The sequence below is a fragment of the Shewanella sp. NKUCC06_TVS genome (assembly GCF_019345515.1).
In the GTDB taxonomy this organism is placed as follows: Bacteria; Pseudomonadota; Gammaproteobacteria; order Enterobacterales; family Shewanellaceae; genus Shewanella; species Shewanella oncorhynchi.
Genome location: NZ_JAHKQX010000012.1, coordinates 1 through 23,668, shown reverse-complemented (window position 1 = coordinate 23,668; position 23,668 = coordinate 1). Strand labels below are relative to the sequence as shown.

The following is a 23,668-nucleotide window of genomic DNA, read 5'->3' as shown; positions in this document are numbered from 1 at the left end:
GTTTATAGCAGCCATGCGTAACTTAACTTCATAAAGTAGGTTTTCTCGTCCCGTGTCAGGCGGCTTAACTCATCATTAGCCTGCAAACTATCAGAGTATCCGAGGTAGAACACACTCTGCGGATTGAGTTTATAACCGTAGAGGAGCTCATTGCCTAAATGCGCTTCCTCACTCTGCGGCGCTGAATATAAATACTGCGCCACATTGCGATTTATCCGGGTGTAAATGCTAGAAAGGCGAATAAAACTGTGTAGACTGAATTGCCAGTTGAGGCGTACATCGCTCAGATTAGCGGTAAAAAGCGCACCTTGTTCCACATCCATTTGCTGATAAAGATGGGATATATCGATAGAAAGTCCATTAGCAATTTTCCAATTGATACTCGGGTTCATTTGCGTTTTAGTGCCCAGCCTATCATTGATAAAATCAATTTCATCGCCGTAGTACATTTCAAGCTCCATACTCAGGGGCGATAACGGGGTTACTGCGCCATAAAACCACACTTGGGTTTCATCATATAGTTGACTATTTCCGGCGATAGTGAGTTGTGAAGCATCGCGGCGAGGGCCCACACGTTCACGGGTTTCTATACCAAAGGTGATTTCGCTTTGTAATGCGCCGAGGATTTCTATGTAGGCTTCATACTCTTCTTCAAGTCGTTCGCCTGCTTGGTTATGAGTGATATCCCAATCTCCCGCTAATTCTACCTTGTTAAAGGTGCCCGTAGGATACCAAATCAAACCCGCACCAGCCTCAAAGGTGCGGTAATCGATTTTTTCGACAAAGCCTAAATCGGCACGAAAATCGGGATCAACGGCGTTGTATTCACTGTAAGCAAACCAATTTCGTTCTTCGTGCTTAAAGGTTAACTGATATAAATTGCCGCCAAAGCGGCTATCAGATTGGCTACGTAATACTTGTTCGTTGAGTTGGCAGTGACCGAGTTCGCAATCAAGCTGAGATTGGCCACAGGGCAACCCATTACTAGGGGCCTTTTCAGTGTCAGTACAAAATTGACGATAGACTCCAGTGGGGTACTGAGTATCCGATTGGGCCACTTGTGCAGTGAAACTGTCCTGTGGTGTTGGTTGATATTTCGCATCCAGACTAATGACATAGTTGTGGTAATCGGGTTGGCTGTTAATCCCATCGTGTGGGTTATTTACTGTACCATTGTGAGTGTTGTCACTGCTTGTTTTCGCGGTAAGTAATCCGCCGATGGAGAAAGTTTTGCTCATGTCGAAACGATAACGTCCAGCAAGGTTCAAACTTTCTTGATCAAGCGAGGCAACCTCTGAGCTTAAATTTCCCGGTACCAAAAACGTGGTTTGGCTATCGTTACTTGCTAGCAGAGCTAAGGTGTGATCATCGCTCTTACTTGTCAGTTTGATACCATAGTCAGGTGCAACAATATTGCGGGTGTGCAGCAGATTCACCTGTGTGTCGAAATAGTCTTTATTATCCAAAAAGAACGGCCGTTTCTCATCATAGAACAAGGAGAAAGTGCTGTTCACATCGAGCTGGCCAGCATCGGATTCCACTTGGGAAAAATCGGGATTAATGGTGGCATTGAGTAAGGTGCTGGAATTAATGCCCCAGCGCAAGTCTACACCTGGCTCGAGATTGTTATCAGCTTCCCAGCCATCCGCCTGTTTATGTTCGTTACGGTTGGCGATAAAAGTCGGGGTGATTTGTACATCCTGTCCTTGTTCTGCCCCCGCCAAGCCAGAAGCCACACCTAACTGACAAAGTTGACAACTCGTATTACGGTCAATCTTATGGGTCGATAGGCGATGTTTTTCATTGCGTGGATAATAACGAATTAACTCAAAGCCCCATTCTTGCAGGCTTTTCTTGTCGTCAAAGTTGAACAGTCTCAGTGGTAACTCGACTTCGACCTGATAGCCATCGGCGGTGATCTTGCCTGCGGATTTCCAAATACCATCCCATGCTTCGCTTTCTTCACCCGTTAGTTCGTTTTCAATTGAGTCTAATTGCACGCCAAGGGGATTAATAAAAAATTGGTATGCTAAACGGGCATTATTAAAAGTATCGAGTTTAATTCCGACTAAATCATCACTCCACAGTTTGTCTCTGTCCTTGAGTGTGGCGCGAATGAGTTTGGGATTAATGTCTTTGGCAGTAAATGCCACAAAAAGACTGGTTTTAGTCGCATAGACTCGCGCCTCGGTTTTCACTAATGCGGCAATGTTTTCCCCTGGTTGGGTTTCGTATTTGAGCTCTGTGACTGCGGCTTGTTGCCAAATGGCATCGTCCAACTCACCGTCGATATTGGCAGCACTGTTAAGTGTTGGAATGGCTAACTGAAATTGGCTGGCATAGCCAGCAAGACAAGTTACAGGTAGAAAAGTAAGACTAGATAAGATGATGGCTAAGATTGATTTCAACAAAAAAGACTCAAATAACACATTCGTGGCGCGCATTTTGCCAGAAAATGTGAAGTTAACAATAGCGAGTAATTGTTACAAGGTTTGCGTTGATTTTAACGAGGCGAAACATGATTGGATTATTGGGTCTAAAAAATTGGGGAGCAGTGCTGAGCCATGACTCAGCACTGCTGGTGTTACTACTCGGGTGCGATGGCATGGTTGCGATATGCTTCACGATACTTATCGACCCACATGGCCGTCGCGCCACAAATCGCCACTGGCATGACGATAAAGTTGACTATGGGGATCATCGAAAATAGCGTCACAGTTGCGCCAAAGCTAAAACTGGTGCCACGGGTTTGATTCAAGGCAAAGCGCATATCTTTAAAACTGACCTTGTGGTTATCGAAGGGATAATCGCAGTACTGAATCGCCATCATCCAAGCGCTGAACAGAAACCATAAAATCGGCGCCAGCGTCTGGCCTACCATAGGCACTAAAAACAATAACAAAAATACCAGTGCGCGGGGCAGATAGTATTTGAGTTTGATCCACTCACGCCCAAGGATACGCGGTAAGTCTTTGATTAAATCAATACCAGAACCGGTATTCAGCTGCTTACCAGTTAATAGCTGCTCGACTTTTTCAGCCAACAGACCATTAAAGGGGGCAGCGAGCCAGTTCATGACGGAGCTAAATACAAAAGCAAGCATCACCAGCATAGTGGTGACGGCGAGTGGCCAAAGCAAAAAGTTTAACCAGCTTAAGTAGTCAGGGAGCTGGGCAGTCATCCAAGTGAATAGCGTATCTAACTGGCCTATGGCTACATAAATGACGCCAGCAAACAGCAGAAGGTTAATCATTAACGGAATAAATACGAAAGTGCGCAGGCCTTTACGTGTGATTAAACCAAAGCCATCGAGAAAATAATTAACGCCACTTTTGGCTGGGAAGGGCAAGGTTTTTTTCTGTGTCATATCGTTTTTCCAAAAAGTTAAGCGACAGCTATATGCGATTGTGATCAACTCATGGACAGATGACAAGCTAAAAGCCGCATGAATTCAATAAAAAGCGTTACAAAATGCTGCCTGCTTTGTTAAAGTTGGCCGATAAATGCATTTGCACCGCTTGGCTCATTTTCGGGCCAGACTTCAGAGACGCGCTAACTGGCACCATGAGATTAAAACAGATAAAACTTGCCGGCTTTAAGTCGTTTGTCGATCCCACGAAAATTCCTTTTTTACAGGCATTAACCGCCATTATTGGCCCAAATGGCTGCGGCAAATCGAACGTGATCGATGCCGTGCGTTGGGTGCTCGGTGAAAGCTCGGCGAAGCACCTACGCGGTGATTCTATGGCCGATGTGATATTTAACGGTTCAAGCGCGCGAAAACCTGTGTCTGTGGCGGGTGTTGAACTTATTTTTGAAAACAAAGAGGGTCGCCTCGCTGGTCAGTATGCCAGTTATGAAGAAATCGCCGTTAAGCGTCAGGTGAGCCGCGACGGTGAGTCTTGGTATTTTCTCAATGGTCAAAAGTGTCGTCGTAAAGACATTACCGACTTGTTTATGGGCACAGGTCTTGGCCCGCGAAGTTATGCCATTATCGAGCAAGGCACTATTTCCCGCCTGATTGAATCTAAACCCCAAGACTTGCGCACCTTTATTGAGGAAGCCGCTGGGATTTCCCGCTATAAAGAGCGTCGGCGCGAAACTGAAAACCGTATTCGCCATACCCGCGAAAACCTCGAGCGTTTGGGCGATATTCGCAGTGAACTCGGTAAGCAGTTAGATAAACTCGCGCAGCAGGCTAAAGCCGCTAAACAATATCGTGAGCTTAAACAGGCCGAGCGTAAGACCCATGCTGAACTCCTTGTGATGCGCTATCAAGAGTTGCAAGCTCAGATGGCGAGCCTATCTGAGCAGATAAGTGCTATTGAAGTGCAGCAAGCGGCGGCGCAGTCACTCGCGCAAACCGATGAATTACAAACCACTGAACTGCAAGTGCAACTCGCGCAACTGGCGGAGCAAGAGCAGCGAGCCGTTGAAGCCTATTATCTGACTGGTACTGAAATCGCTAAGTTAGAGCAACAGCTACAGAATCAAAAGCAGCGCGACGCCCAGCTCGAAACCCAGTTGGCGCAAGTCAAAGAGCAGATCCAACAAAATACCGACAAGCTTAACGGCTATAAAGCGAGTCTTAGCGCGTTGGAGCTTGAGCTTGCCAAACTTGGGCCACAGCATGATGAGCAACAAGAGCTCATGGATGAGCTGCAATCCCAATGGGAAATGAGCATAGAACGTAGTCAGCAGCAGGCCGAAGTGGCGCGCCAACAGGCAGCGGATGTTTCTCAGCATAAGTTGCAGCTTGAACTACGTCGCAGCCAGTTAGCGCATCAGCAGCAATTACTGCAACACAAACAGCAGCAAAGTCGTGAGCAGCAGGCGCAACTTTCGGCGTTAATGGACGGTGATCTCGCATCGAGTATTACACCATTGCAGCAAGATATTGAGTCTTTGGATGATGCGCTCACACTGCAAAATGAAATTAATCATCAGCAAGAACAAAGTGTAAGTGCAAGTACGCAAGCTTTAGATGTAGCCCGTCATAGCGCTGAGCACATTCAGCAGCAATTAACCGCGACTAAAGCGCGCCATGAGCTGGTTGAACAGTGGTTGACTAAGCAAGAACAGCAGAGTGATAAACCGCAGTTATGGCAGAGTTTAACCGTTGAAAATGGTTGGGAAACAGCGGCGGAACTCGCCCTAAATGGCTTGTTGACCTTGCCCGTTGGCGTCACTGAAACTGAAATGGGGTTTCAAGCGTTAGCGTCACAATCAAGCCAAAGTGAATTTTTACAGGCTAAGGTGAATCTCGCCCCTTGGTTAGCGGGGCTTAAGTGGGCAAAGGATATCCATGCAGCGAAAGAACTGCTGCCACAGCTAACATCCGATCAACGGATTGTCACTGCCGACGGTTATCTACTGGGACAAGGTTTTTTAATCACGAAAACAGAGGGCGCCCAGTCACTGGTGCAACTCAGTAAAGAGCAAGCTCAGTTAGCGCAAAATATCCTCGATTTGCAACAATCCCTGCAGATTCGGCAAGACAAGATGACAGATCTTGCGGCTATTTTGCAGCAACAAAGACTGCAACTGACCGATGGCGCGCAAAAATTACATCAATTGCAGTTAGACAAAGCGACTAAGTCGATGCAGCTTAGTGGTTTAATCGAGCAAGTGAAGGCGCGCGTCGAACAGCAAAGTAAACTCGACGCGGCTTTAAGTACGAGTTTGATTGATATTGAACGCTTAAGCGAGCAATGCGAATTATTAGCAGAACAAGAAATGGAGCTCGATGAGACGCTGCAGGCAAGTGAAGATATTCAACGGCAACTCATCCAAGACACGCAGGCCGATAGTGTGCGCCATCAAGCATTAAAAGGGCGTATTACTGAGGTAGAACGTCAATTATCAGCCACTGCGACGGGTTTGCAAGCCGTGACGATGCGCATGGCCGTGAGCACGGAGCAAATTGAATTACAGCAAGTGCGTGTCAATGAACTCATCCACTCCCGCGAGTCTGTGTTAACAGAACTTGCCAAAGTTGCCCAATTGAGTGGGGTGCAAAATAGTGGGCAGCTGACTGAACAGTTAACGCAGTTACTAAAGCAACAACATGAGCAACAACAGGGCTTAAAAGAGGTTCGTCAGCAGCAAAGTGTGCTCACAGACACATTAAACCGTATAGGAATAAAGCAAAAACAAGAGCTTGGTAAGCTTGAGGACTTGACTCAAAGCCTGAGCACGTTAAAGTTACGTCGTGAAGGAATAAAAGGCCAAGCGAATAGTCAGCTGGAAGCCTTACAGGAACAGCAAATCATTCTGTCTGAAATCCTTGGAAACTTGCCCGCAGAGGGGATGCCAGACAAGTGGCAGAGTGATTTAGATCAAATACGGCAGAAAATTGTTCGTTTAGGTGCCATTAACCTTGCGGCGATCGAAGAATTTGAACAGCAAAGTGAGCGAAAATCTTATCTTGATCATCAAGATGACGATTTAAATAAAGGGCTTGCAACCTTAGAGGAAGCGATCCGTAAAATAGATAAGGAAACCCGAAGCCGCTTTAAGACGACATTTGATTCAGTCAACGAAGATCTCGGACGCTTATTTCCGAAAGTGTTTGGCGGCGGCCGAGCTTATTTAGCGTTAACTGACGACGATTTGCTAGAAACGGGCGTGACTATCATGGCCCAACCACCGGGGAAGAAGAACAGCACAATCCATCTTCTTTCGGGTGGTGAAAAAGCATTAACCGCTTTATCATTGGTATTCGCCATTTTTAGGCTGAATCCTGCTCCCTTCTGTATGTTAGATGAAGTGGATGCGCCATTAGACGATGCCAACGTAGAACGCTTCTGTCGATTGCTAAAAGAAATGTCACAGAGCGTACAGTTTATTTATATCAGCCATAACAAAATAACCATGGAAATGGCGGATCAACTTATTGGCGTGACTATGCACGAGCCCGGTGTGTCTCGTATAGTTGCGGTAGACATAGAGCAAGCGGTGGCGATGGCTGACGCTGGATAACTAGAAGAAAGACAGGGTAACCAATGGAAGATTTGCAACTAGTATTGTTCGTTTTAGGCGCCATAGCCATAGTTGCTGTGCTGGTGCATGGATTTTGGTCTATCAGAAGACAACAGCCTAAATCATTGAAAGATAGCCCAATGAGCAACTTTTATAAGAAACAGGCTGAGAAAGGTGAGCCGAGTCCGAAGCGGATCGATTCAGAAGGGTTTGATGCCGATGGTATTGGCGCCGTACGCGTGCGCAAAGCCGGTGAACTTGCACCTAACAACGAAACTCCTGCGACCAATCCTTATTTGAAGCAGGAAGTAAAGCTAGAACCTAAGCCTGAATTTAAACCACAAGAGTTTAAATCAGCAGAATTTAAACCAGAGTTGAAAGTTGGCCCTAAACACGAGCCTGTAACAGCTCAGCCTGATTTTAGCTTGCAGCCACCCGTGGCAAAAGAGCAACACCGTGGCCCGAAAGTCTCGCGTCAAGAGCCCGTTTTGAACACTCAAGTGAGTACGCAAACTCCGCCAATGGGTCAATCTCATGCGGCTATCGTCGCGCAAAAAGCGGCTGAGCAGGAACATGCGTTACGTAGTGCAGCTCCGCAGCAAACGGCCTTGTTTGACGAAAATGAATATAAAGAAGATAGATATCAAGAAGAGGTTGTCGAACAAGCCGCTGAAGATGAGTTAGGTGAACCACGCGACGTACTGGTATTACACGTGGTCGCTAAAGAGGGTCTACAGCTTAACGGCGCCGAATTGCTACCTTGTTTCTTAACCTTGAATTTTAAATATGGCGATATGAATATTTTCCATCGCCATGTGGATAATGCTGGCAATGGTAAAGTATTGTTCTCGATAGCGAATATGCTAAAGCCTGGCGTGTTTGATCCGGATAATATGGAGCAGTTCAGTACCCAAGGTGTGGTGTTTTTCATGACTTTGCCTTGCTACGGTGACGCCCTAATGAATTTCTCGATTATGCTTAACTCGGCGCGTCAACTCGCGGATGATATCGATGCGGTCGTGCTTGACGGACAACGCCAACCTTGGGGTGAGTTCACTAAGCAAGATTATTTACACCGCATTCGCGCTAACGCTTAAGCCGACGCCGCAACTTGGCGGTTAATACATTGATGAGGCCGCGATTGCGGCCTCATTTTTTGTGATCTACTTTTTGTGATCTAAAGAATTCTGGATAAAGAATATGCAAGACATTCAAATCGATACACTTCTGTCTAAAGACGTCACCCCAGAAAACGCATCGCAGGTGATGCAGGCGCTCAGCCAATCGCTGAACGAGCACAACATTCGTTACTATGTAGACGATGCACCGAGCATTACCGATTCTGAGTACGACAGGTTGATGCAGCGTTTACTCAAGTTAGAAGCCTTGTATCCCCATTTGATTGTCGCTGATTCACCGACTCAAAGGGTGGGCGGATTAGCGCTCGCCAAATTTGATCAAATCACGCACCTTAAGCCTATGTTGAGTTTAGATAACGCCTTCGATGAGGCGGATTTCAGTGCTTTCCATAAGCGTGTCACCGATAAAGTCGGTGAGGTGAGCTTTTGTTGTGAGCCTAAACTCGATGGCCTTGCCGTGAGTATCTTGTATCGCCATGGTGTGCTCGAGCGTGCGGCGACGCGCGGCGATGGTTCAGTAGGTGAAGACATCACTGAAAATGTGAAAACTATTAAATCGATCCCGCTTAAATTACGTGGTCATGATTTTCCCGAGGTCGTTGAAGTGCGCGGCGAGGCTTTTATGCCAAAAGCCGCTTTTGAAGCTTTGAATGACAGGGCGCGCGCCAAAGATGAAAAACTTTTTGTTAATCCGCGTAACGCAGCAGCCGGTAGCTTGCGACAACTCGACAGTAAAATTACTGCTGCCCGTTCATTGGCTTTTTATGCCTATGCGCTCGGTGTGGTGGAGCCCGACTCCCATCCGTTAGCTAAAACCCATTTTGAACAGTTGCAACAGCTTAAGTCGTGGGGTTTACCCGTAAGTAGTGAAATTAAAGTCTGCGCTGAACTAAGCCAAGTCTATGATTACTACAAAGACATTCTCAGCCGTCGCGGCGATTTAGCCTTTGAAATTGATGGCGTAGTGATGAAAGTTAACGACATTGCCCAGCAGCAACGTTTAGGCTTTGTGGCTAAATCTCCCCGCTGGGCGATTGCCTATAAGTTCCCCGCACAGGAAGAAATGACCCAACTTGAAGGCGTTGATTTTCAAGTGGGCCGCACAGGTGCCGTGACGCCAGTGGCGCGCTTAAAGCCAGTGTTTGTTGGTGGCGTGACGGTATCAAATGCAACGCTGCACAATGCCGATGAAATTGCCCGTTTAGGCATTAAGGTCGGTGACACTGTGATCATCCGCCGCGCTGGCGATGTTATCCCACAAATTGTTGCCATAGTGCCTGAAAGACGCCCTGAAACGGCGACTGACATTGTATTTCCGCATAATTGCCCTGTATGTGGCAGTTTAGTTGAGCGCCTAGAAGGTGAGGCTGTGGCTCGCTGTAGCGGTGGTTTATTCTGCGAAGCGCAGCGTAAAGAAGCGATTAAGCATTTTGCATCCCGCAAGGCTTTAGATATCGATGGCATGGGCGACAAAGTCGTTGAGCAATTGATTGATAAAGAGTTAGTTCAAAGTCCTGCGGATCTGTTTAAGCTCACCGCTTCTATGATGACGATGCTTGACCGCATGGGGATGAAGTCGGCAACCAATTTAGCGGCCGCGATTGAAGCAGCCAAAACCACCACTCTTGCGCGTTTCTTATATGGCTTAGGTATTCGCGAAGTGGGTGAGGCGACGGCAGCAAACCTGGCGGCGCACTTTGCCAGTCTAGATGCGCTGCGGGTGGCAACTGTGGAGCAGTTAACTGAAGTGGAAGATGTTGGTGCTGTTGTTGCCCAGCATGTGGCCCATTTTTTTGCCCAGCCCCATAACCTTGAAGTTATTGATGCTTTAATCGCTGCTGGTGTGCATTGGCCCGCCATTGAAGCGCCAAGTGCAGATGCACAGCCGCTTAAAGGCCAAACTTGGGTATTGACTGGCACCTTAAATCAGCTCAATCGCAATGATGCTAAAGCTCAGTTGCAGGCGCTGGGGGCGAAAGTGGCAGGCAGTGTCTCCAAAAATACCGATTGTTTAGTGGCAGGTGAGGCGGCAGGTTCAAAACTGGCTAAAGCGCAGGAGCTTGGTGTTAAAGTGATGGATGAAGACGCGTTGTTAGCCCTTCTCGCCGCGAACGCTTGATTGGCGTCATTTCAGAGAGGGCGTTGGCTTGATGTTGATTCAATGCCGGCTGTAACGGCTGCAGCCTTGTATCGAGGGGGGAATACCGCCGAATAGCAGATATTAAATAGCGCCTGGCCCAAGGCGCTATTTTTTGTCTGAAAATAATCAAGGTGCGGAAAGATTATCTGCTTTGGCTATTGAATTAACCGCGATTGGCACCATCTCCTTGATATGCTGTTTTAGATTTTGCTGATTGGAAACCTATTTGAATTTTAGTCACATCACTTGGCTCGATGATAAAGGCCACATTAAACCGCCCATCTTTTTATATGCGCTTTTGGCTTATCTCGCGCGTGGTTGGTGTATTTTTATCGCCTCGCTGACTCAGATGGGTGACCGTTCTGAGTTAGTGCGGATTTTTTACCCTGAAAAGTCAGATTTTTTGTTAGCACTCGGGGCGGGACTTGGCGCGGTTTTGATTTATCTTGTGGTGATAGCTGAACGTCGACGTTCGCCCCAATGGTTAAGACCGATTTTTGTGCATTTAAAATGGGGGTTGTGGTTGCTGTTGATTATTGATGGCGTCTTGTTGGGTCAGCGGTTAATCCATGGCCAATTTCTGTTTCATTGGAGTCTTGCTTTAGACGCTTTAATGTTGTTTTGGTCGAGCATTTATCTTATTAAATCGAAGCGACTCAGTTATTACCTCCGTGATTGGCCAAAAGAAGAAGCTAAAGAACTTCAGCCTTAGTTTTTATCGTATTGTTATATAATAACTTTATTTAGATCTGAGCGGTGGGGCACATGACGATGTGTTCTATCCCTCAGTTTGATAAGGATTTTTACCTTATTTCTCCATTGAATGCTTTGAATCATCTATAGTTATATGTACTTAGCTTAAATGTGCCCTGTTGGATACGCAGATAAGGCCATCTGTTTATATCCACATTACATTTGAAAGGAGTCATATTGCGTGGCAAAAGTACCTCAAAAAAAGTTGTTACTGTCAGAAATTCAACTTGGCATGAGAGTCAAGTTGCCTTTGTCATGGACGAACCATCCTTTTTTATTTAACCGTGTTGATATTAGCAGTGCCGCTCAAATTGAAATGATCCGTGGCTTAGGCGTCCCCTATGTTTTTTTGTTATCTGAATTGAATGCCGAACTGGATATTGTTGAAGAAGATGACATCGAAGATGAGATAGCAGTTGAACCCGAGCGTGATCTTAAGGCTGATACCCGTAAGGCGATGCGTTTGAGTCAGAAGCGTTTTTTAATGAATGTGAATAACTGCCGTAGTGTGTTTGGTAAAATAGTCAGCGATCCTGAAGGCGCCTATCGTTTATCGGCGGCACTGGTCGAAGACTTACTCAGCCATCTACAGGAAGTTGAAACACCGTTCCTAACATTAGTTGGAATGGATGATAATGATGTCAGTGTGACCCAACATGGCGTCTCTGTGGCTGTGCTGGCAATGATGATAGGTCATGCGCTGGATTTAACTCCAAGAGAGCTGCGTGATATTGCTCTTGGTAGTTTGTTACATGACATTGGTAAACTTAAGGTACCTGATGTTATTCGCCGTAAGCGAGGCTCTTTGACTACACACGAAGCAAGCTATTTGCAAATGCACCCTAATTTTGGCTTTGACATGCTGAATCGTTCCGGATTATTCCCTAAAGAAGTGCTGAATGTCATTTTACACCACCATGAGTTTGTTGATGGTTCAGGATTTCCTGACGGATTGACGGGTCATAAAATCCCTATCATTACGCAGATCGTGAGTTTGGCAAATGACTACGATCAACAGCTCAGTGGTCAGCAAGTGACATCTCCTCAAGTAGCATTAGGTTATTTGTTTAAAAACCGTGCGAGTAAACATTCAGAATCACTGATTTCTGTGTTGGTTAAAATTCTTGGCATCTACCCACCAGGAACCATAGTAAAGCTCTCCGATGACAGTATTGCGAAAGTGATCATGACCACCAAAGAAGTGAGTCAACCCCAAGTGTGGGCCTGCAAAGAGGATGGCAGTGAGCCATCGCTGCGTTTTTTAAGTAATGAAGGCGTGACAGTACAAAAAGCCATCAAGGCGGAAGAGTTGTCCGAGGGGGCGATTCGTACCTTACAAGTCGATAAAGGGATTAGTTTTTATTTTAGTTCGCTACAAACTTGAATCTTATGCGCTAAGTTCCGTATTCTATCCGCTGATGTGATTCCCTTAGGGCTAATATGGCGAATGTAAAAGCAGAAAACAGCGCAGTAAAATCCAGTGTTGCTTTGGTCGGTTGTGGATGGTTTGGTTTTGCTTTGGCAAAGCAACTTGTCCATGAGGGCTATCGAGTCACTGGCTGTAAGCGCAGTGCCGAAGAATTATCGGTATTAACTGAAGTCGGGATTGAAGCCTATCCGCTGCAATTGGGCCACGAAGCATCATCTGCCCCCGATGCTCAGGCGTTGAGCGGTTTATTTCAGACTGATTATCTGGTGGTCAATATTCCTCCCCGATTAAAGCGTGGTAATGCCGCTTATCTTGAAGAATTACAACAACTCATCGCATTAACTCAAGGCTGGAAATATCAGCGGATTGTGTTTATCAGCACTACGGGCGTATATCCGACCCAAGATAAATTGATGACAGAAGCCGATGCGATGGCAGAATCAAGCGATAGCCAAGTGCTGTTAGATGCTGAAGCTTTATTTCAAGCATTGCCCCATACCTGTATCGTTCGTTTTGCTGGACTCGTCGGTCCTAAACGTCATCCTGGGCGTTTTCTTGCTGGAAAAACCGATGTGAGTGGAGCGAATGTCGCGGTAAATTTAGTCCATCTTAGTGACTGTGTGCGCGCCGTTAGCGCAATTCTCGCGGCAACTCATTCTGGATTATCAGTGGCGCCGATTTATAATCTTTGCGCACCTTCACATCCGACTAAAGCTGAGTTTTATCAAGCTGCTGCTGAATCTCTAGGTTTAGTCGCGCCAGAATTTAATCAACAATCTATGCCGAGTAAAGTCATCCAAGCTGACGCGATTGTCACGGATTTAGGCTTTCGATATCAGTATGTTTCGCCGCTGGATATGCTAGCGGCATGTTGAGAAAGGTTCATTACTGTAAAAGGTAAAAGTTGAACTTTTAGGTTATCTTTGAGTTCCAAATTTGCTTGAGCAAATGTGTAATCCTTATTTAAACAAATGACGAATAAAAAGAGACAATATCATGAGCGTGTTTAATCGAGTTCGACCTATAGCAGTATTTGCGTGCGGATTAATGCTGAGTGCCAGCTTTGCCCTGCAGGCTGCAAGTTTCGAAGAAGGCAAGGATTACGTCACTGTGGCGGGCATTACCGAAGCACAAAAGCCAGTGCTGCGGGAGTTTTTTTCTTATAACTGCACACATTGTTATAAGCAAGAACCGCTCATCGAGTCGACAGTAAAGCTGCTTGGCAAAGATGTGGCCTTTGAGCGTACCCCCGTTGGTGCAGGTCGTCCCGCTTGGGAATTGAGCCAGTTTGCCTATTATATGGCGCAAAAATTAAAGATGACTAAGCAAACCCATGGTGCCATTTTTAAGCAAATTCATGAGAAAGGTGAGCAATTTACCACCCTTGAGCAAGTAAAAGCCTTTTTCCTTGCCCAAGGCGCTAAGGCGGATGATGTCGATGCCGCGATGAATTCCGTCGATGCTAAATTTACCCTAATGAATTATGACTCTCAAGCTGAGCTTGCTGGGATCAAGGGGGTACCGTCATTACTGGTTAATGGCCGTTATATGCTGACCTCAACCGCACATACCGCAGAAGAATTGGCGGCGTTAGTGAGGTTTTTAGCTGCGAAGTAACGGCATTTTATAGACGGACGGCACGCGATGTATCATGCGATGAAAGCCGCTTGTTGCGAGTAACGCTTAGTCACGTTTCCTCAAGGTAGATTGAGTAACCCAGCATAGGCTGGGTTATTTTTTGTTGTAAACCTGCAAGGAGGCAGTGAGTCAAACCCTAACATTTTGACGAAATAACATGAGGAAATGAAACGGTAAGCAATTGACCTGACCTAGGTTTGATGAAATGAAATGTCTCTAATTAATTGAGAAACTCATGATTAAAACTCTCAATAATCTAGGCTAAAAATCTCAATTATCTGATTTTTTAACCAGTCTAGAGCCGTATTAAAGGTCATTTAAATTTCTAATTTCCCTAGTTCAGACAATAAGTTATTTCTATTTATTGGTTGCAAATCTTCTTTCTCCATTCACATCCCACTCATTCTTGTTCGACATTGGTCTAACCTGTTAAAAAAGTTAAAACCGTATCGAAATGTAATGCCATTGTTAACTCATTGAATTTGTTTCTATTCGCTATTTTCGGACAGTGTTTTGAATCACGGGTTAGACGAAAGTCGTGATTGTGCTCACACCAGCTGTTGCTAGATTAAACATGACTTAAAATTAAAACAGCACAGGGGAGTCACTATGGGTTTTGAAAACAACGACAAGGCAAAGGGTTATTGGCGCGAGAATATTCGTCTCGTACTGAGCTTATTAGCCATTTGGGCGGCAGTTTCTTTTGGATGCGGCATTTTATTGGTTGATGTACTCAATGAAGTCCATTTCATGGGATTCAAATTAGGTTTCTGGTTTGCACAACAGGGATCTATGTATGTATTCGTTGCGCTTATCTTTGTCTACGCGGCAAAAGCCAACGCCTTAGATAAAAAATATAACGTACAAGAAGACTAAGGAGCTTTGAGATGGATGTTCAAACACTCACATATATTATCGTAGGGCTCTCATTTGCGCTCTACATTGGGATTGCAATCTGGACCCGTGCGGGTTCAACCAAAGAGTTCTATGTTGCTGGCGGCGGTGTTCACCCTGTGGTGAACGGTATGGCAACGGCGGCAGATTGGATGTCAGCGGCGTCATTTATTTCGTTAGCGGGTATTGTGTCTTTCGTCGGTTACGATGGTAGTGTGTACTTGATGGGCTGGACGGGCGGTTACGTATTGCTTGCCCTTTGTATGGCACCGTATTTACGTAAATTTGGTAAGTTTACTGTGCCAGATTTCGTCGGTGAGCGTTATTACTCACAGGCGGCACGTACTGTAGCGGTTATCTGTGCCATCTTTATTTGCTTTACGTATATTGCAGGGCAAATGCGCGGTGTGGGTGTTGTGTTCTCGCGCTTCCTTGAAGTGGAGGTGGATACTGGCGTATATATCGGTATGGCGGTCGTGTTCTTCTACGCGGTACTCGGTGGTATGAAAGGGATTACCTACACTCAGGTTGCCCAATACTGCGTACTGATTTTCGCCTTTATGGTTCCGGCTATTTTCCTTTCAGTGATGATGACAGGCCACTTAGTTCCGCAAATTGGTTTTGGTGCTGAGTTACTGGATGCCGCTGGCAATAATAGCGGTGTGTATTTGTTAGAAAAACTCAATAACGTTTCGGTTGAGCTCGGCTTTGCACCTTACACCGACGGTTCTAAGAGCATGATAGATGTGTTCTGTATTACGGGTGCCTTGATGGTGGGTACTGCGGGTTTACCCCATGTTATCGTGCGTTTCTTCACTGTACCTAAGGTGAAAGATGCACGTATCACTGCAGGATGGTCGCTTGTTTTTATTGCGATTATGTACACCACAGTGCCTGCGTTAGCAGCGTTCTCCCGCGTGAACATGATTGAAACTATTAACGGTCCCGATTCTAAAGGTGTGGCTTATGAGTCTGCACCAGATTGGATTAAGAACTGGGAAAAAACCGGTTTGATTAAGTGGGATGACAAAAATGGCGACGGTAAAATTTACTATTCGTCAGGTAAGATTGAAGATCCCGCTAGCAAAAATGAAATGAAGATTGATAACGATATTATCGTACTTGCTACGCCAGAAATCGCTAATTTACCAGCTTGGGTTATCGCCCTTGTGGCGGCGGGTGGTTTAGCAGCTGCGTTATCAACATCTGCAGGCTTGCTATTGGTGATTTCAACGTCGGTTTCACACGACCTATTGAAAAAGAATTTAATGCCTAACCTTTCCGATAAAAAAGAGCTGCTATATGCTCGCTTGGCGGCAGGTATTGGCATTGTGATTGCGGGTTACTTTGGGGTGAACCCTCCTGGTTTCGTGGCGGCAGTGGTGGCATTCGCCTTCGGATTAGCGGCTTCCTCACTGTTCCCTGCCATTGTTATGGGTATTTTCTCTAAGACAATGAATAAAGAAGGTGCGATTGCTGGTATGTTAACGGGTCTGCTGTTTACTGCTGGTTATATCATCTACTTCAAGTTTGTTGATCCAACGGCTAACATAGCTGCTAACTGGTTCCTGGGTATTTCACCAGAAGGTATTGGTATGGTAGGCATGTTAGTGAACTTCGGTGTGGCAGCGATAGTGAGTCGAGTCACTGCGGCAACACCACTGCATGTTCAGGAGATGGTTGAATCGATTCGTTTCCCTAAAGGTTCGGGTGAAGCAAGCGGCCACTAACCTTACTGCGTAATGGTGAGTATCAACACAAGAGAGCGCTTCGGCGCTCTTTTTTATTGCCTCTTTTGGCCTGCCTTTATGACTCTGTGGGGAGTCACTTTATTATGCTTGCGGCTGACTTTAGTCGAATGTAGCGTAGCGACAATGCAGGCTATAGTGATGACATCTCAGTAAAAATTCGCCTAAAGAAGGTGTTGTCTATGAATGCCAGTGAGTTACAACCCGTAGTGCAATTTCTACAGGGACTTGTGCCCTTTGATGCTCTGCCTGAGGATGTAGTCGTGCGCTGCGCTAAGGCTGTTACTGTTGGGTATTACAGCAAAGCCTCTGGTTATGTTAATTTCGACGCGAATTCGCCTAAGTTGTATATGGTGCGTAGCGGCGCCTTTGAGGTGCGCGATCCTGACGGCGTGTTGGTGGATAGAGTGGGCGAGGGTGAGTTTTTTGGCTTTTCTACTTTGTTATCAGGGGAAAAAGTCGTTAATAAAGTCGCTATTCTTGAAGACGGTCTAGTTTATCATCTGCCCCAAGCCTTGTTTGATAGCCTTAGGAGTGAGAGTCGTCACTTCGATAAGTTTTTTACCCGCGCCTTCGCAAAGCGTTTACGCCATGAGGCTCGCTTTAAGGCAAAGGATCTGACGACCACAAGTCGGATAAGTACCTTGATGTCTTCCACTCCCATCGTTATTGATGCCCAAGCTAGCGTGACTCAGGCGGCACTCTTGATGCGAAATCGCCGAGTATCGTCCTTATTGGTGACGGATAATCATAAATTGGTTGGCATCTTAACCGATAAGGATTTGCGTAATCGCGTGTTAGCTGCAGGGCTTGATGGCAACGTTGCTGTGCATCAAGCCATGACGGTTTCACCTATCTCGATTTCCTCCAATGCATTGATTTTTGAAGCCATGCTGCTGATGAGTGAGCATAACATTCATCACTTACCTATTATCGATCAAGATAAAGCTATCGGTATGGTGACCAGTACTGACATCTTGCGCGGGCAGGGCTCACAACCGCTACTGTTGATTGGTGAGATTGAACGGCAGCAGGATCTTGCCAGTTTAATTGGTGTCAGTAAGCAAATTCCCCTATTGCTGCAAAATCTTATTAGTGCCGATGCTAGAGCTGAAGAAATTGGCCGAGTGTTAACCTCTGTCACCGATGCGCTGACGCGGCGATTAATTGTGCTCAATCAGCAATTACTCGGTGAACCGCCCATGGCCTTTTGCTGGTTGGCATTTGGCTCGCAGGGACGACAAGATCAGGCTGCGTGTTCAGATCAAGATAATGGCTTGTTAGTCGCAGAAGAGATGGATGATTTTGCTAAAGGTTATTTTGATGCCTTAACCCATGCCGTGTGCGCAGGGCTTGACCAATGCGGTTATGAATTTTGTCCCGGCAATATTATGGCGCAAAATCCCCAATGGCGGATGTCACTCAAACAGTGGCAACAGGTATTTGAAAAATGGGTCATAACGCCTGAGCCTAAGGCGTTAATGCACGCCAGCATCTTCTTCGATATGCGATCGGTTTACGGTCCGCAAACCCTTTTTGATGCCTTACAGGATAAAGTCTTAGCTCAAACCCGCGATAACGATATTTTCCTCGCGGGTATGACTGGCAATTCACTAGTGGAGTCGCCGCCGTTAGGATTTTTTCGCAAATTTGTACTAGAGCGGGATGGTAGTGAAGTTAAAGGCATAGATTTGAAGCATAAAGGTAATGCTTTGATTAACGATATTGCCCGTGTTTATGCCTTGTCTGCGGGCATTAAAGAAGTGAATACTGCAAAACGTATTCGTGCCTTGATGGATGCGAATATCCTCAATCGACAAGATGCGCTCAATTTGGCTGATGCCCACGAGTTTATCGCTCATATGCGGTTATCGAACCAAGGTTATCAACATAATCTAGGGGTAGAGGTGAGTAATTATTTGCTGCCTGGGCATTTATCTTCGCTGGTTCGTCATCAGTTACGTGACGCTTTTAAAGTCGTGCATGAGGCGCAGGCGGGGATGAAGATGAAATTTATGCGAAGCTTTTGATATGAATACATTGTTGCTGAAAACTCAGCTCAATTGGCGGGCGCTGCGTTGCCAACATCATTTATTTAAAGGCTATTATCAGTCGCTGTTGCCTCTGCTGGCAATGCCGTTATCCGAAGCGCCGTTAACGGCGATGGATTTGGAGATGACAGGGCTCAATCCACAGCAAGATCAAATTCTCAGTATTGGATTGGTGCCGATTGAGCGCGGTGAGATCCCGTTGGCACGCGCCGAGCAAAAATTAGTGCAAATTCGCGGTAGTGTCGGCCAAAGTGCGACGATCCACGGCATTCTTGATAATCATTTGGTGCAAGCTGTCACTATTGAAGAAGCCATGGGTTGGTTTATCAATCAAACCTATGGCCGCGTGCTGGTGGCACATCATGCCCCTTTAGATTGTCGTTTTTTACAGCAGGATTTATTGACGATTTATCATCAAGCCATTGTTTTACCTGCAATTGATACTTTAATGATTGAAAAGCACCGTTTACTACGGGAACACTCAGTGATTAAAGAGGGGAGTTTGCGCCTTGGCGCTTGTCGCGAGCGTTATGGTTTACCCATTTATACGGCCCATAGTGCGCTGACCGATGCCTTAGCTTGTGGGGAATTATTACTCGCGCAAATGGCCGCCATGGGCGGTGCGGCAAAGCTTACTGTGGCTGATTTACTGCAAAAATCGACTTAGTCAGTGTTAACAGAAATCACTTTTTGTGGTGAGTGAATCCATTTGAGATGGATTGATTTCACCTTGATTTCATCTTAGGTTAATCACTGACAAGCTAAACTCAGTTGACATTTAATCCTCTGTTCAAATTCAACCTGCCGTTAACTTGGCAATCCAACCAACTTGTACTTCACTCTACTAAGTTGAGTGTGTAGGAGAATATGATGCCGTTACCTTTACTTTGGGTGGGTGGTGCCGTAATCGGTGCGGTTTTGCTGGCCGATGAGCGCGAGCAGCGTCAACAGCTTGAGCGTGACAGATTACTCGGTAAGGCCCCTAAGTACCCCGTTGCCAATCGCGCTATGGTGGCACCGCCGAGTCAATGGCAAAAGGGATTAAAACAAGTATCGCCAATTCCTGGCAGTATCGTCTGTTGTTATGTTTTTGGCGTGATTGAGCATACTGGCATTTGGCTTGGTGATGATTGCCTCGTAGAGTTACATGGCTCAGGGCTGGTGCGGGCTGTATCGGTAAAGCGTTTTTTAGCGGGACGGACTGGCAGCCAAATCTATCTTGCCTGTAATCACCAACATCAGCCTCTTATTGCCGAGTCTGTGTTGCCCCGTGCTGAACAGGCGATTTATCAGTATCGGGAATATGATTTATTCGACAATAATTGCCATCGATTTGTCTGGTCTTGTATTAGTGGCAGCGAAGGCGTGGTTAAAGGCTTTAACGAGTTAAATCAAAAACTCGCCGAACATTTTAATCAAGCTATCTATTGGGATGAGATGATCATTAGCAAGCTGAATGAATAAGCTCTGTAGTCATATACTAAAAAAGCCATCGATTAAGATGGCTTTTTGTTTTAGTGAAACACTATGTAATCGTTTTGCAAAAACCGTTTACGGCTTACAAAAATAATCTACAGCGCGTTTGACTAACTCTATGCCTGTTTTGTCACAAGGCGGTAACTCGGCATCACTGATATTGATAGGTGTGACGCGATTTCCCCATTGCAGCAAGAGTGCAGCAGAGGTTAAGCCTGCGCCAAAGGCACAAGAGAGTATGGTTTGATTCGGCTTGATAATGCCTTGTTCTAACGCATCACAAATCGCAATTGGAATCGTCGCCGCCGAGGTATTGCCATAATTAGCGATGTTCACGAAGGCTTTTTCTTTCGGGATTTTCATTCGGCTAACTAAGGTATCAATAATACGTTCGTTGGCTTGATGCGGGATCACGAGATCCACTTCATCCTTATCAACACCACATTTTTCAAGCACTTTAGTGCTCAATTTATTCATTCCGTTAATCGCACGCTTGAAGATTTCTTGGCCATCGAATTCAATGAAAAAGTCCAATGAGTCGGCTGAGAATCTGTCCATCGCCGTGCCAAAGCCCGCTTTCAGAATATCACGACCTTCAGGATCGTTATTTAGCTCATAACCGAGCACGCCACCGGCAACATCTGTCGCTTCAACCACAACGGCACCCGCACCATCACCAAATAGCACTGCAGTTTCGCGGCGCGACCAATCTAAATAGAAAGATAAACGTTCAGCACCAATGACTAATACTTTCTTGCTCTGGCCACTCTTGATTTGTGAGCTGGCTAAACCTAAGCCATATAAGAAGCCACTGCAGGCAGCATTGATATCGAATGCTGCACAACTGGCGCCAATATTAGCTTGTACAGTGGATGCAATATTTGGGATCAAAGTGTCTGGGCTGGCACTGGCAAGAATGATCATGTCGATTTCACTGCCATCAATACCTGCTGCTGCGAGCGCACGTTGTGCTGCAACTGAAGCAAGTTCAGAGGTATTTACATGACTGATATGGCGCTGGCTGATCCCTGTGCGAGATTTAATCCATTCGTCGGATGTCTCGATAAAGGTCGCAAGATCATCGTTGGTCAGCGTGGCTGGTGGAACACATTTGCCCCAACCAGTGATAGTGGCGTACTGCATGGTGGTTTCTCTCAAATAAAAAAGGCAGAACCTGAGCGCTGCCTTGAATCGACAACAAAGCTTATCGGCAACTCTAATGGCCGTCCGTGATCTAGACCACCTGTTTGGCGACGAGATCTCGAATTGTCATTGCGGCATGCAGAATATGATGACGCAGTAGCGCCGTCGCTTTTTCTGTTTCTCTCAGTTTGCAGTGGTTGAGCAAAGCCCTGTGCTCATGCTCTGCGGCAGGAATTCCCCCCGCGAGCAATAACTGCAAACGAATGTATCTATCACAATTAGTATTGAGGCCGTGAACAACCTCAAGGGTGTGTGGGCGATTAGCCGCCTGATATAAGCAAGTGTGAAATTGCGTATTCAACTCGCTCCAACTGGCGACGGCATCTTCATGTTTGAAGGCCGACTCCAATTGCTCGAGTACACGTTCTGCTTTTTCTAAATCAGCCTCTTGAAGTCGTGGGATCGCTTTCGCAAGCAGATCGGTTTCGATCATTGCACGTAATTCAAAGAGTTCGGTGACTTGTTCGACGGATAACACGGTCGCAGTCGCACCTTTATGGGGCTCAAACTTAACGAGTCCTTCGGCTTCGAGTTGCAATAATGCTTCTCTCACCGGAATACGGCTGACATTTAACGCTTCAGCCAAGGCACTTTGTCTGAGGGGTTCTCCTGCGGCTATGTCACCTGAAAGAATTCTCTCTCTGAGCACTTCCACAACTAACTGGGTGCGGGTTTTGTGGACGATAGGCGTAGTTCGACTCATTATTTCCGTCTATTTCGGGTATTTTCTCGTTATTTGCCCAAGATTACCGTTAAAAACACCACAAATAAAGGGAAATGCTTGATTGAGTGCAGCATCTCAGAGACTAACAATGCCCAAAAGACGGGGTTTTTTGTGGTTTTCTCTTACGATTTGAAGCGCATTCCTTGCGAGCGGCTTCGATGGCAACGGTGGCAATTATTTGTAAAAACGCTGTTCAGCTTCTTCGATTGAGTATTTTGATTAAAACAGTGTAATTACACATTTCACTGCTGGATTTTTTTGGACTCTAATTTGGTGGGACAATTGCTATCTCGCATAGACACAAGCTGTGCATAGAGATTTGCCTGTACAGCCACGAAATATCACTAATGCGCAATTTAGCGCTAAAAGCATAACTTCGCGGTGCAATTTCTGATAATGAATGGAATAATAGCGCGATAACGCCTTAGGCGATTTGGGAGTATTACAGTGAGTCGAGCAGTATTTTTAGACCGTGATGGTGTGATTAACAAAGACCATGGTTATGTCCACTTAGTGGATGACTTCGAATATATTGACGGTGTGTTTGAATCTTGCCTCTCTTTAAAAGAAATGGGCTACAAGTTAGTTGTCGTCACTAATCAATCCGGTATTGCCCGTGGCATGTATACTGAAGACCAATTCCACAGCTTAACGGAGTGGATGGATTGGAACTTTGCCGATAAAGGGGTCGAGCTCGATGGTATTTACTATTGCCCGCACCATGCCGAAAAAGGTATAGGGGAATATAAGGTCGACTGTGATTGCCGCAAACCTAAGCCGGGTATGCTTAATGATGCGGCGCAATTCTTAAAAATCGACTTAGCGCACTCAGTCATGGTTGGCGACAAAGCCGAAGATATGCAGGCAGCGAAAGCGGCGGGCGTGACTACACGTATATTAGTGCGCAGTGGTAAGGTTATTGCCGATGACAGTGATGCCACTGTGGTACTCGACAGTATTGCCGATGTGCCGGCTTACTTAAAAAGCCTAGGCTAGTCGCTACGCTACTACTTATAAGCAGATAAACATTTGCTTATAAGTTCATCTCAAGTAGCTACTATTACAGTAGCCAGTAGCGTGGGTTGTTGCTCTTGTTGAATGGAACCTTGCGTTAAAAGCGATCTAACATGGCATAAAGAGCTAACCAATAGGTTGGCTCTTGTCATTTCTAGCGCTGGGTTAACCTCATCTTTTGCCTTAATCCAGCACAAATTCGATAATATTGGCGTTAAAACACACTTTTAGTTTGAAAAGTGTGCGATTGAATCGTTTTTTCGTAATTATTCGCGCCAAAGGGGTTGCGGTAAAATCTGACATCCCTATAATGCGCATCCACTGACCCAGCGGGGTCAAGGGTTAAACGCTGAATAAGCTGATAACCACGCTCTTTAACAATTTATCAAGCAAATCTGTGTGGACACTCACAGGTGTTGAGTTAATCGAAACTGCTTAGCCTTCGGGTTGGCAGTCAAAAATTTAAATCAACCAATTC

At 45.9% G+C, this 23,668-nt stretch carries 17 protein-coding genes; 13 read left to right on the top strand and 4 right to left on the bottom strand.

Features of this window, described 5'->3' with window-relative positions; genetic code table 11:
• Positions 1-2: 2 nt before the first annotated feature.
• The gene (locus KO531_RS14040) at positions 3-2,411 is read right to left on the bottom strand and encodes a DUF5916 domain-containing protein (RefSeq protein WP_251068962.1); all 2,409 of its coding nucleotides are present in this window, start codon (positions 2,409-2,411) and stop codon (positions 3-5) included.
• A 176-nt stretch (positions 2,412-2,587) separates the two neighbouring features.
• Positions 2,588-3,367 carry a sulfate transporter CysZ gene (cysZ, locus tag KO531_RS14035; protein WP_219251479.1) on the bottom strand — a complete coding sequence of 260 codons (780 nt, stop codon included), beginning with the start codon at positions 3,365-3,367 and terminating at the stop codon, positions 2,588-2,590.
• Between the two features lie 197 nt (positions 3,368-3,564).
• Here cysZ and KO531_RS14030 point away from each other — a divergent pair, with 197 nt between their 5' ends.
• The 12 genes from KO531_RS14030 (at position 3,565) to KO531_RS13975 (ending at position 20,237) form a co-directional block, all read left to right on the top strand.
• Positions 3,565-6,981 (top strand): chromosome segregation protein SMC, encoded by a 3,417-nt coding sequence (locus KO531_RS14030; protein ID WP_219251478.1) that lies wholly within the window; start codon positions 3,565-3,567, stop codon positions 6,979-6,981.
• 23 nt (positions 6,982-7,004) lie between these two features.
• Positions 7,005-8,078: a cell division protein ZipA gene (gene zipA, locus KO531_RS14025; RefSeq protein ID WP_219251477.1), complete on the top strand. Its 1,074-nt coding sequence runs from the start codon at positions 7,005-7,007 to the stop codon at positions 8,076-8,078.
• A 103-nt stretch (positions 8,079-8,181) separates the two neighbouring features.
• Complete coding sequence (gene ligA, locus KO531_RS14020; RefSeq protein ID WP_219251476.1) at positions 8,182-10,239, top strand: NAD-dependent DNA ligase LigA; 2,058 nt, start codon at positions 8,182-8,184, stop codon at positions 10,237-10,239.
• A gap of 247 nt (positions 10,240-10,486) precedes the next feature.
• Positions 10,487-10,972 (top strand): DUF2919 domain-containing protein, encoded by a 486-nt coding sequence (locus KO531_RS14015; protein ID WP_131523553.1) that lies wholly within the window; start codon positions 10,487-10,489, stop codon positions 10,970-10,972.
• A 222-nt stretch (positions 10,973-11,194) separates the two neighbouring features.
• A complete protein-coding gene (locus KO531_RS14010) occupies positions 11,195-12,397 on the top strand; it encodes an HD domain-containing phosphohydrolase (protein ID WP_219251475.1) in 1,203 nt (400 codons plus the stop codon).
• Between the two features lie 56 nt (positions 12,398-12,453).
• Entirely contained in the window at positions 12,454-13,317 is an 864-nt protein-coding gene (locus tag KO531_RS14005) for an NAD(P)-binding domain-containing protein (RefSeq protein WP_219251474.1), read from the top strand.
• Positions 13,318-13,438: 121 nt separating this feature from the next.
• Positions 13,439-14,059, top strand: a complete 621-nt coding sequence (locus tag KO531_RS14000; RefSeq protein WP_198572822.1) for a thiol:disulfide interchange protein DsbA/DsbL — start codon at positions 13,439-13,441, stop codon at positions 14,057-14,059.
• Between the two features lie 630 nt (positions 14,060-14,689).
• The gene (locus KO531_RS13995; protein WP_006082142.1) at positions 14,690-14,956 is read left to right on the top strand and encodes a DUF4212 domain-containing protein; all 267 of its coding nucleotides are present in this window, start codon (positions 14,690-14,692) and stop codon (positions 14,954-14,956) included.
• An 11-nt stretch (positions 14,957-14,967) separates the two neighbouring features.
• Entirely contained in the window at positions 14,968-16,704 is a 1,737-nt protein-coding gene (locus KO531_RS13990; RefSeq protein ID WP_028760955.1) for a sodium:solute symporter family protein, read from the top strand.
• 200 nt (positions 16,705-16,904) lie between these two features.
• On the top strand, positions 16,905-18,752 hold the full coding sequence (locus KO531_RS13985; protein WP_212600712.1) for a DUF294 nucleotidyltransferase-like domain-containing protein: 1,848 nt from the start codon (positions 16,905-16,907) through the stop codon (positions 18,750-18,752).
• 1 nt (position 18,753) lies between these two features.
• Positions 18,754-19,440: an exonuclease domain-containing protein gene (locus KO531_RS13980; protein ID WP_212600713.1), complete on the top strand. Its 687-nt coding sequence runs from the start codon at positions 18,754-18,756 to the stop codon at positions 19,438-19,440.
• Between the two features lie 203 nt (positions 19,441-19,643).
• The gene (locus KO531_RS13975; protein WP_219251473.1) at positions 19,644-20,237 is read left to right on the top strand and encodes a lecithin retinol acyltransferase family protein; all 594 of its coding nucleotides are present in this window, start codon (positions 19,644-19,646) and stop codon (positions 20,235-20,237) included.
• Between the two features lie 87 nt (positions 20,238-20,324).
• On the opposite strand, the gene KO531_RS13970 is transcribed toward KO531_RS13975, so the two are convergent.
• Positions 20,325-21,392 carry a ketoacyl-ACP synthase III gene (locus KO531_RS13970; RefSeq protein ID WP_028760951.1) on the bottom strand — a complete coding sequence of 356 codons (1,068 nt, stop codon included), beginning with the start codon at positions 21,390-21,392 and terminating at the stop codon, positions 20,325-20,327.
• A 91-nt stretch (positions 21,393-21,483) separates the two neighbouring features.
• Positions 21,484-22,155 (bottom strand): GntR family transcriptional regulator, encoded by a 672-nt coding sequence (locus KO531_RS13965; protein WP_028760950.1) that lies wholly within the window; start codon positions 22,153-22,155, stop codon positions 21,484-21,486.
• A 468-nt stretch (positions 22,156-22,623) separates the two neighbouring features.
• Here KO531_RS13965 and gmhB point away from each other — a divergent pair, with 468 nt between their 5' ends.
• On the top strand, positions 22,624-23,172 hold the full coding sequence (gene gmhB / locus KO531_RS13960; RefSeq protein WP_131523561.1) for a D-glycero-beta-D-manno-heptose 1,7-bisphosphate 7-phosphatase: 549 nt from the start codon (positions 22,624-22,626) through the stop codon (positions 23,170-23,172).
• The last annotated feature ends 496 nt before the right edge of the window (positions 23,173-23,668 follow it).

What these genes read in the sequence shown, in the direction of transcription:
- KO531_RS14005 (WP_219251474.1), top strand. Translation starts at nt 12,454, where the DNA reads ATGGCGAATGTAAAAGCAGAAAACAGCGCAGTAAAATCCAGTGTTGCT.
- KO531_RS13980 (WP_212600713.1), top strand. Translation starts at nt 18,754, where the DNA reads ATGAATACATTGTTGCTGAAAACTCAGCTCAATTGGCGGGCGCTGCGT.
- KO531_RS13965 (WP_028760950.1), bottom strand. Translation starts at nt 22,155, where the DNA reads ATGAGTCGAACTACGCCTATCGTCCACAAAACCCGCACCCAGTTAGTT.
- KO531_RS13985 (WP_212600712.1), top strand. Translation starts at nt 16,905, where the DNA reads ATGAATGCCAGTGAGTTACAACCCGTAGTGCAATTTCTACAGGGACTT.
- KO531_RS13975 (WP_219251473.1), top strand. Translation starts at nt 19,644, where the DNA reads ATGCCGTTACCTTTACTTTGGGTGGGTGGTGCCGTAATCGGTGCGGTT.
- KO531_RS13990 (WP_028760955.1), top strand. Translation starts at nt 14,968, where the DNA reads ATGGATGTTCAAACACTCACATATATTATCGTAGGGCTCTCATTTGCG.
- KO531_RS13970 (WP_028760951.1), bottom strand. Translation starts at nt 21,392, where the DNA reads ATGCAGTACGCCACTATCACTGGTTGGGGCAAATGTGTTCCACCAGCC.
- ligA (WP_219251476.1), top strand. Translation starts at nt 8,182, where the DNA reads ATGCAAGACATTCAAATCGATACACTTCTGTCTAAAGACGTCACCCCA.
- KO531_RS14000 (WP_198572822.1), top strand. Translation starts at nt 13,439, where the DNA reads ATGAGCGTGTTTAATCGAGTTCGACCTATAGCAGTATTTGCGTGCGGA.
- KO531_RS13995 (WP_006082142.1), top strand. Translation starts at nt 14,690, where the DNA reads ATGGGTTTTGAAAACAACGACAAGGCAAAGGGTTATTGGCGCGAGAAT.
- zipA (WP_219251477.1), top strand. Translation starts at nt 7,005, where the DNA reads ATGGAAGATTTGCAACTAGTATTGTTCGTTTTAGGCGCCATAGCCATA.
- KO531_RS14030 (WP_219251478.1), top strand. Translation starts at nt 3,565, where the DNA reads ATGAGATTAAAACAGATAAAACTTGCCGGCTTTAAGTCGTTTGTCGAT.
- cysZ (WP_219251479.1), bottom strand. Translation starts at nt 3,367, where the DNA reads ATGACACAGAAAAAAACCTTGCCCTTCCCAGCCAAAAGTGGCGTTAAT.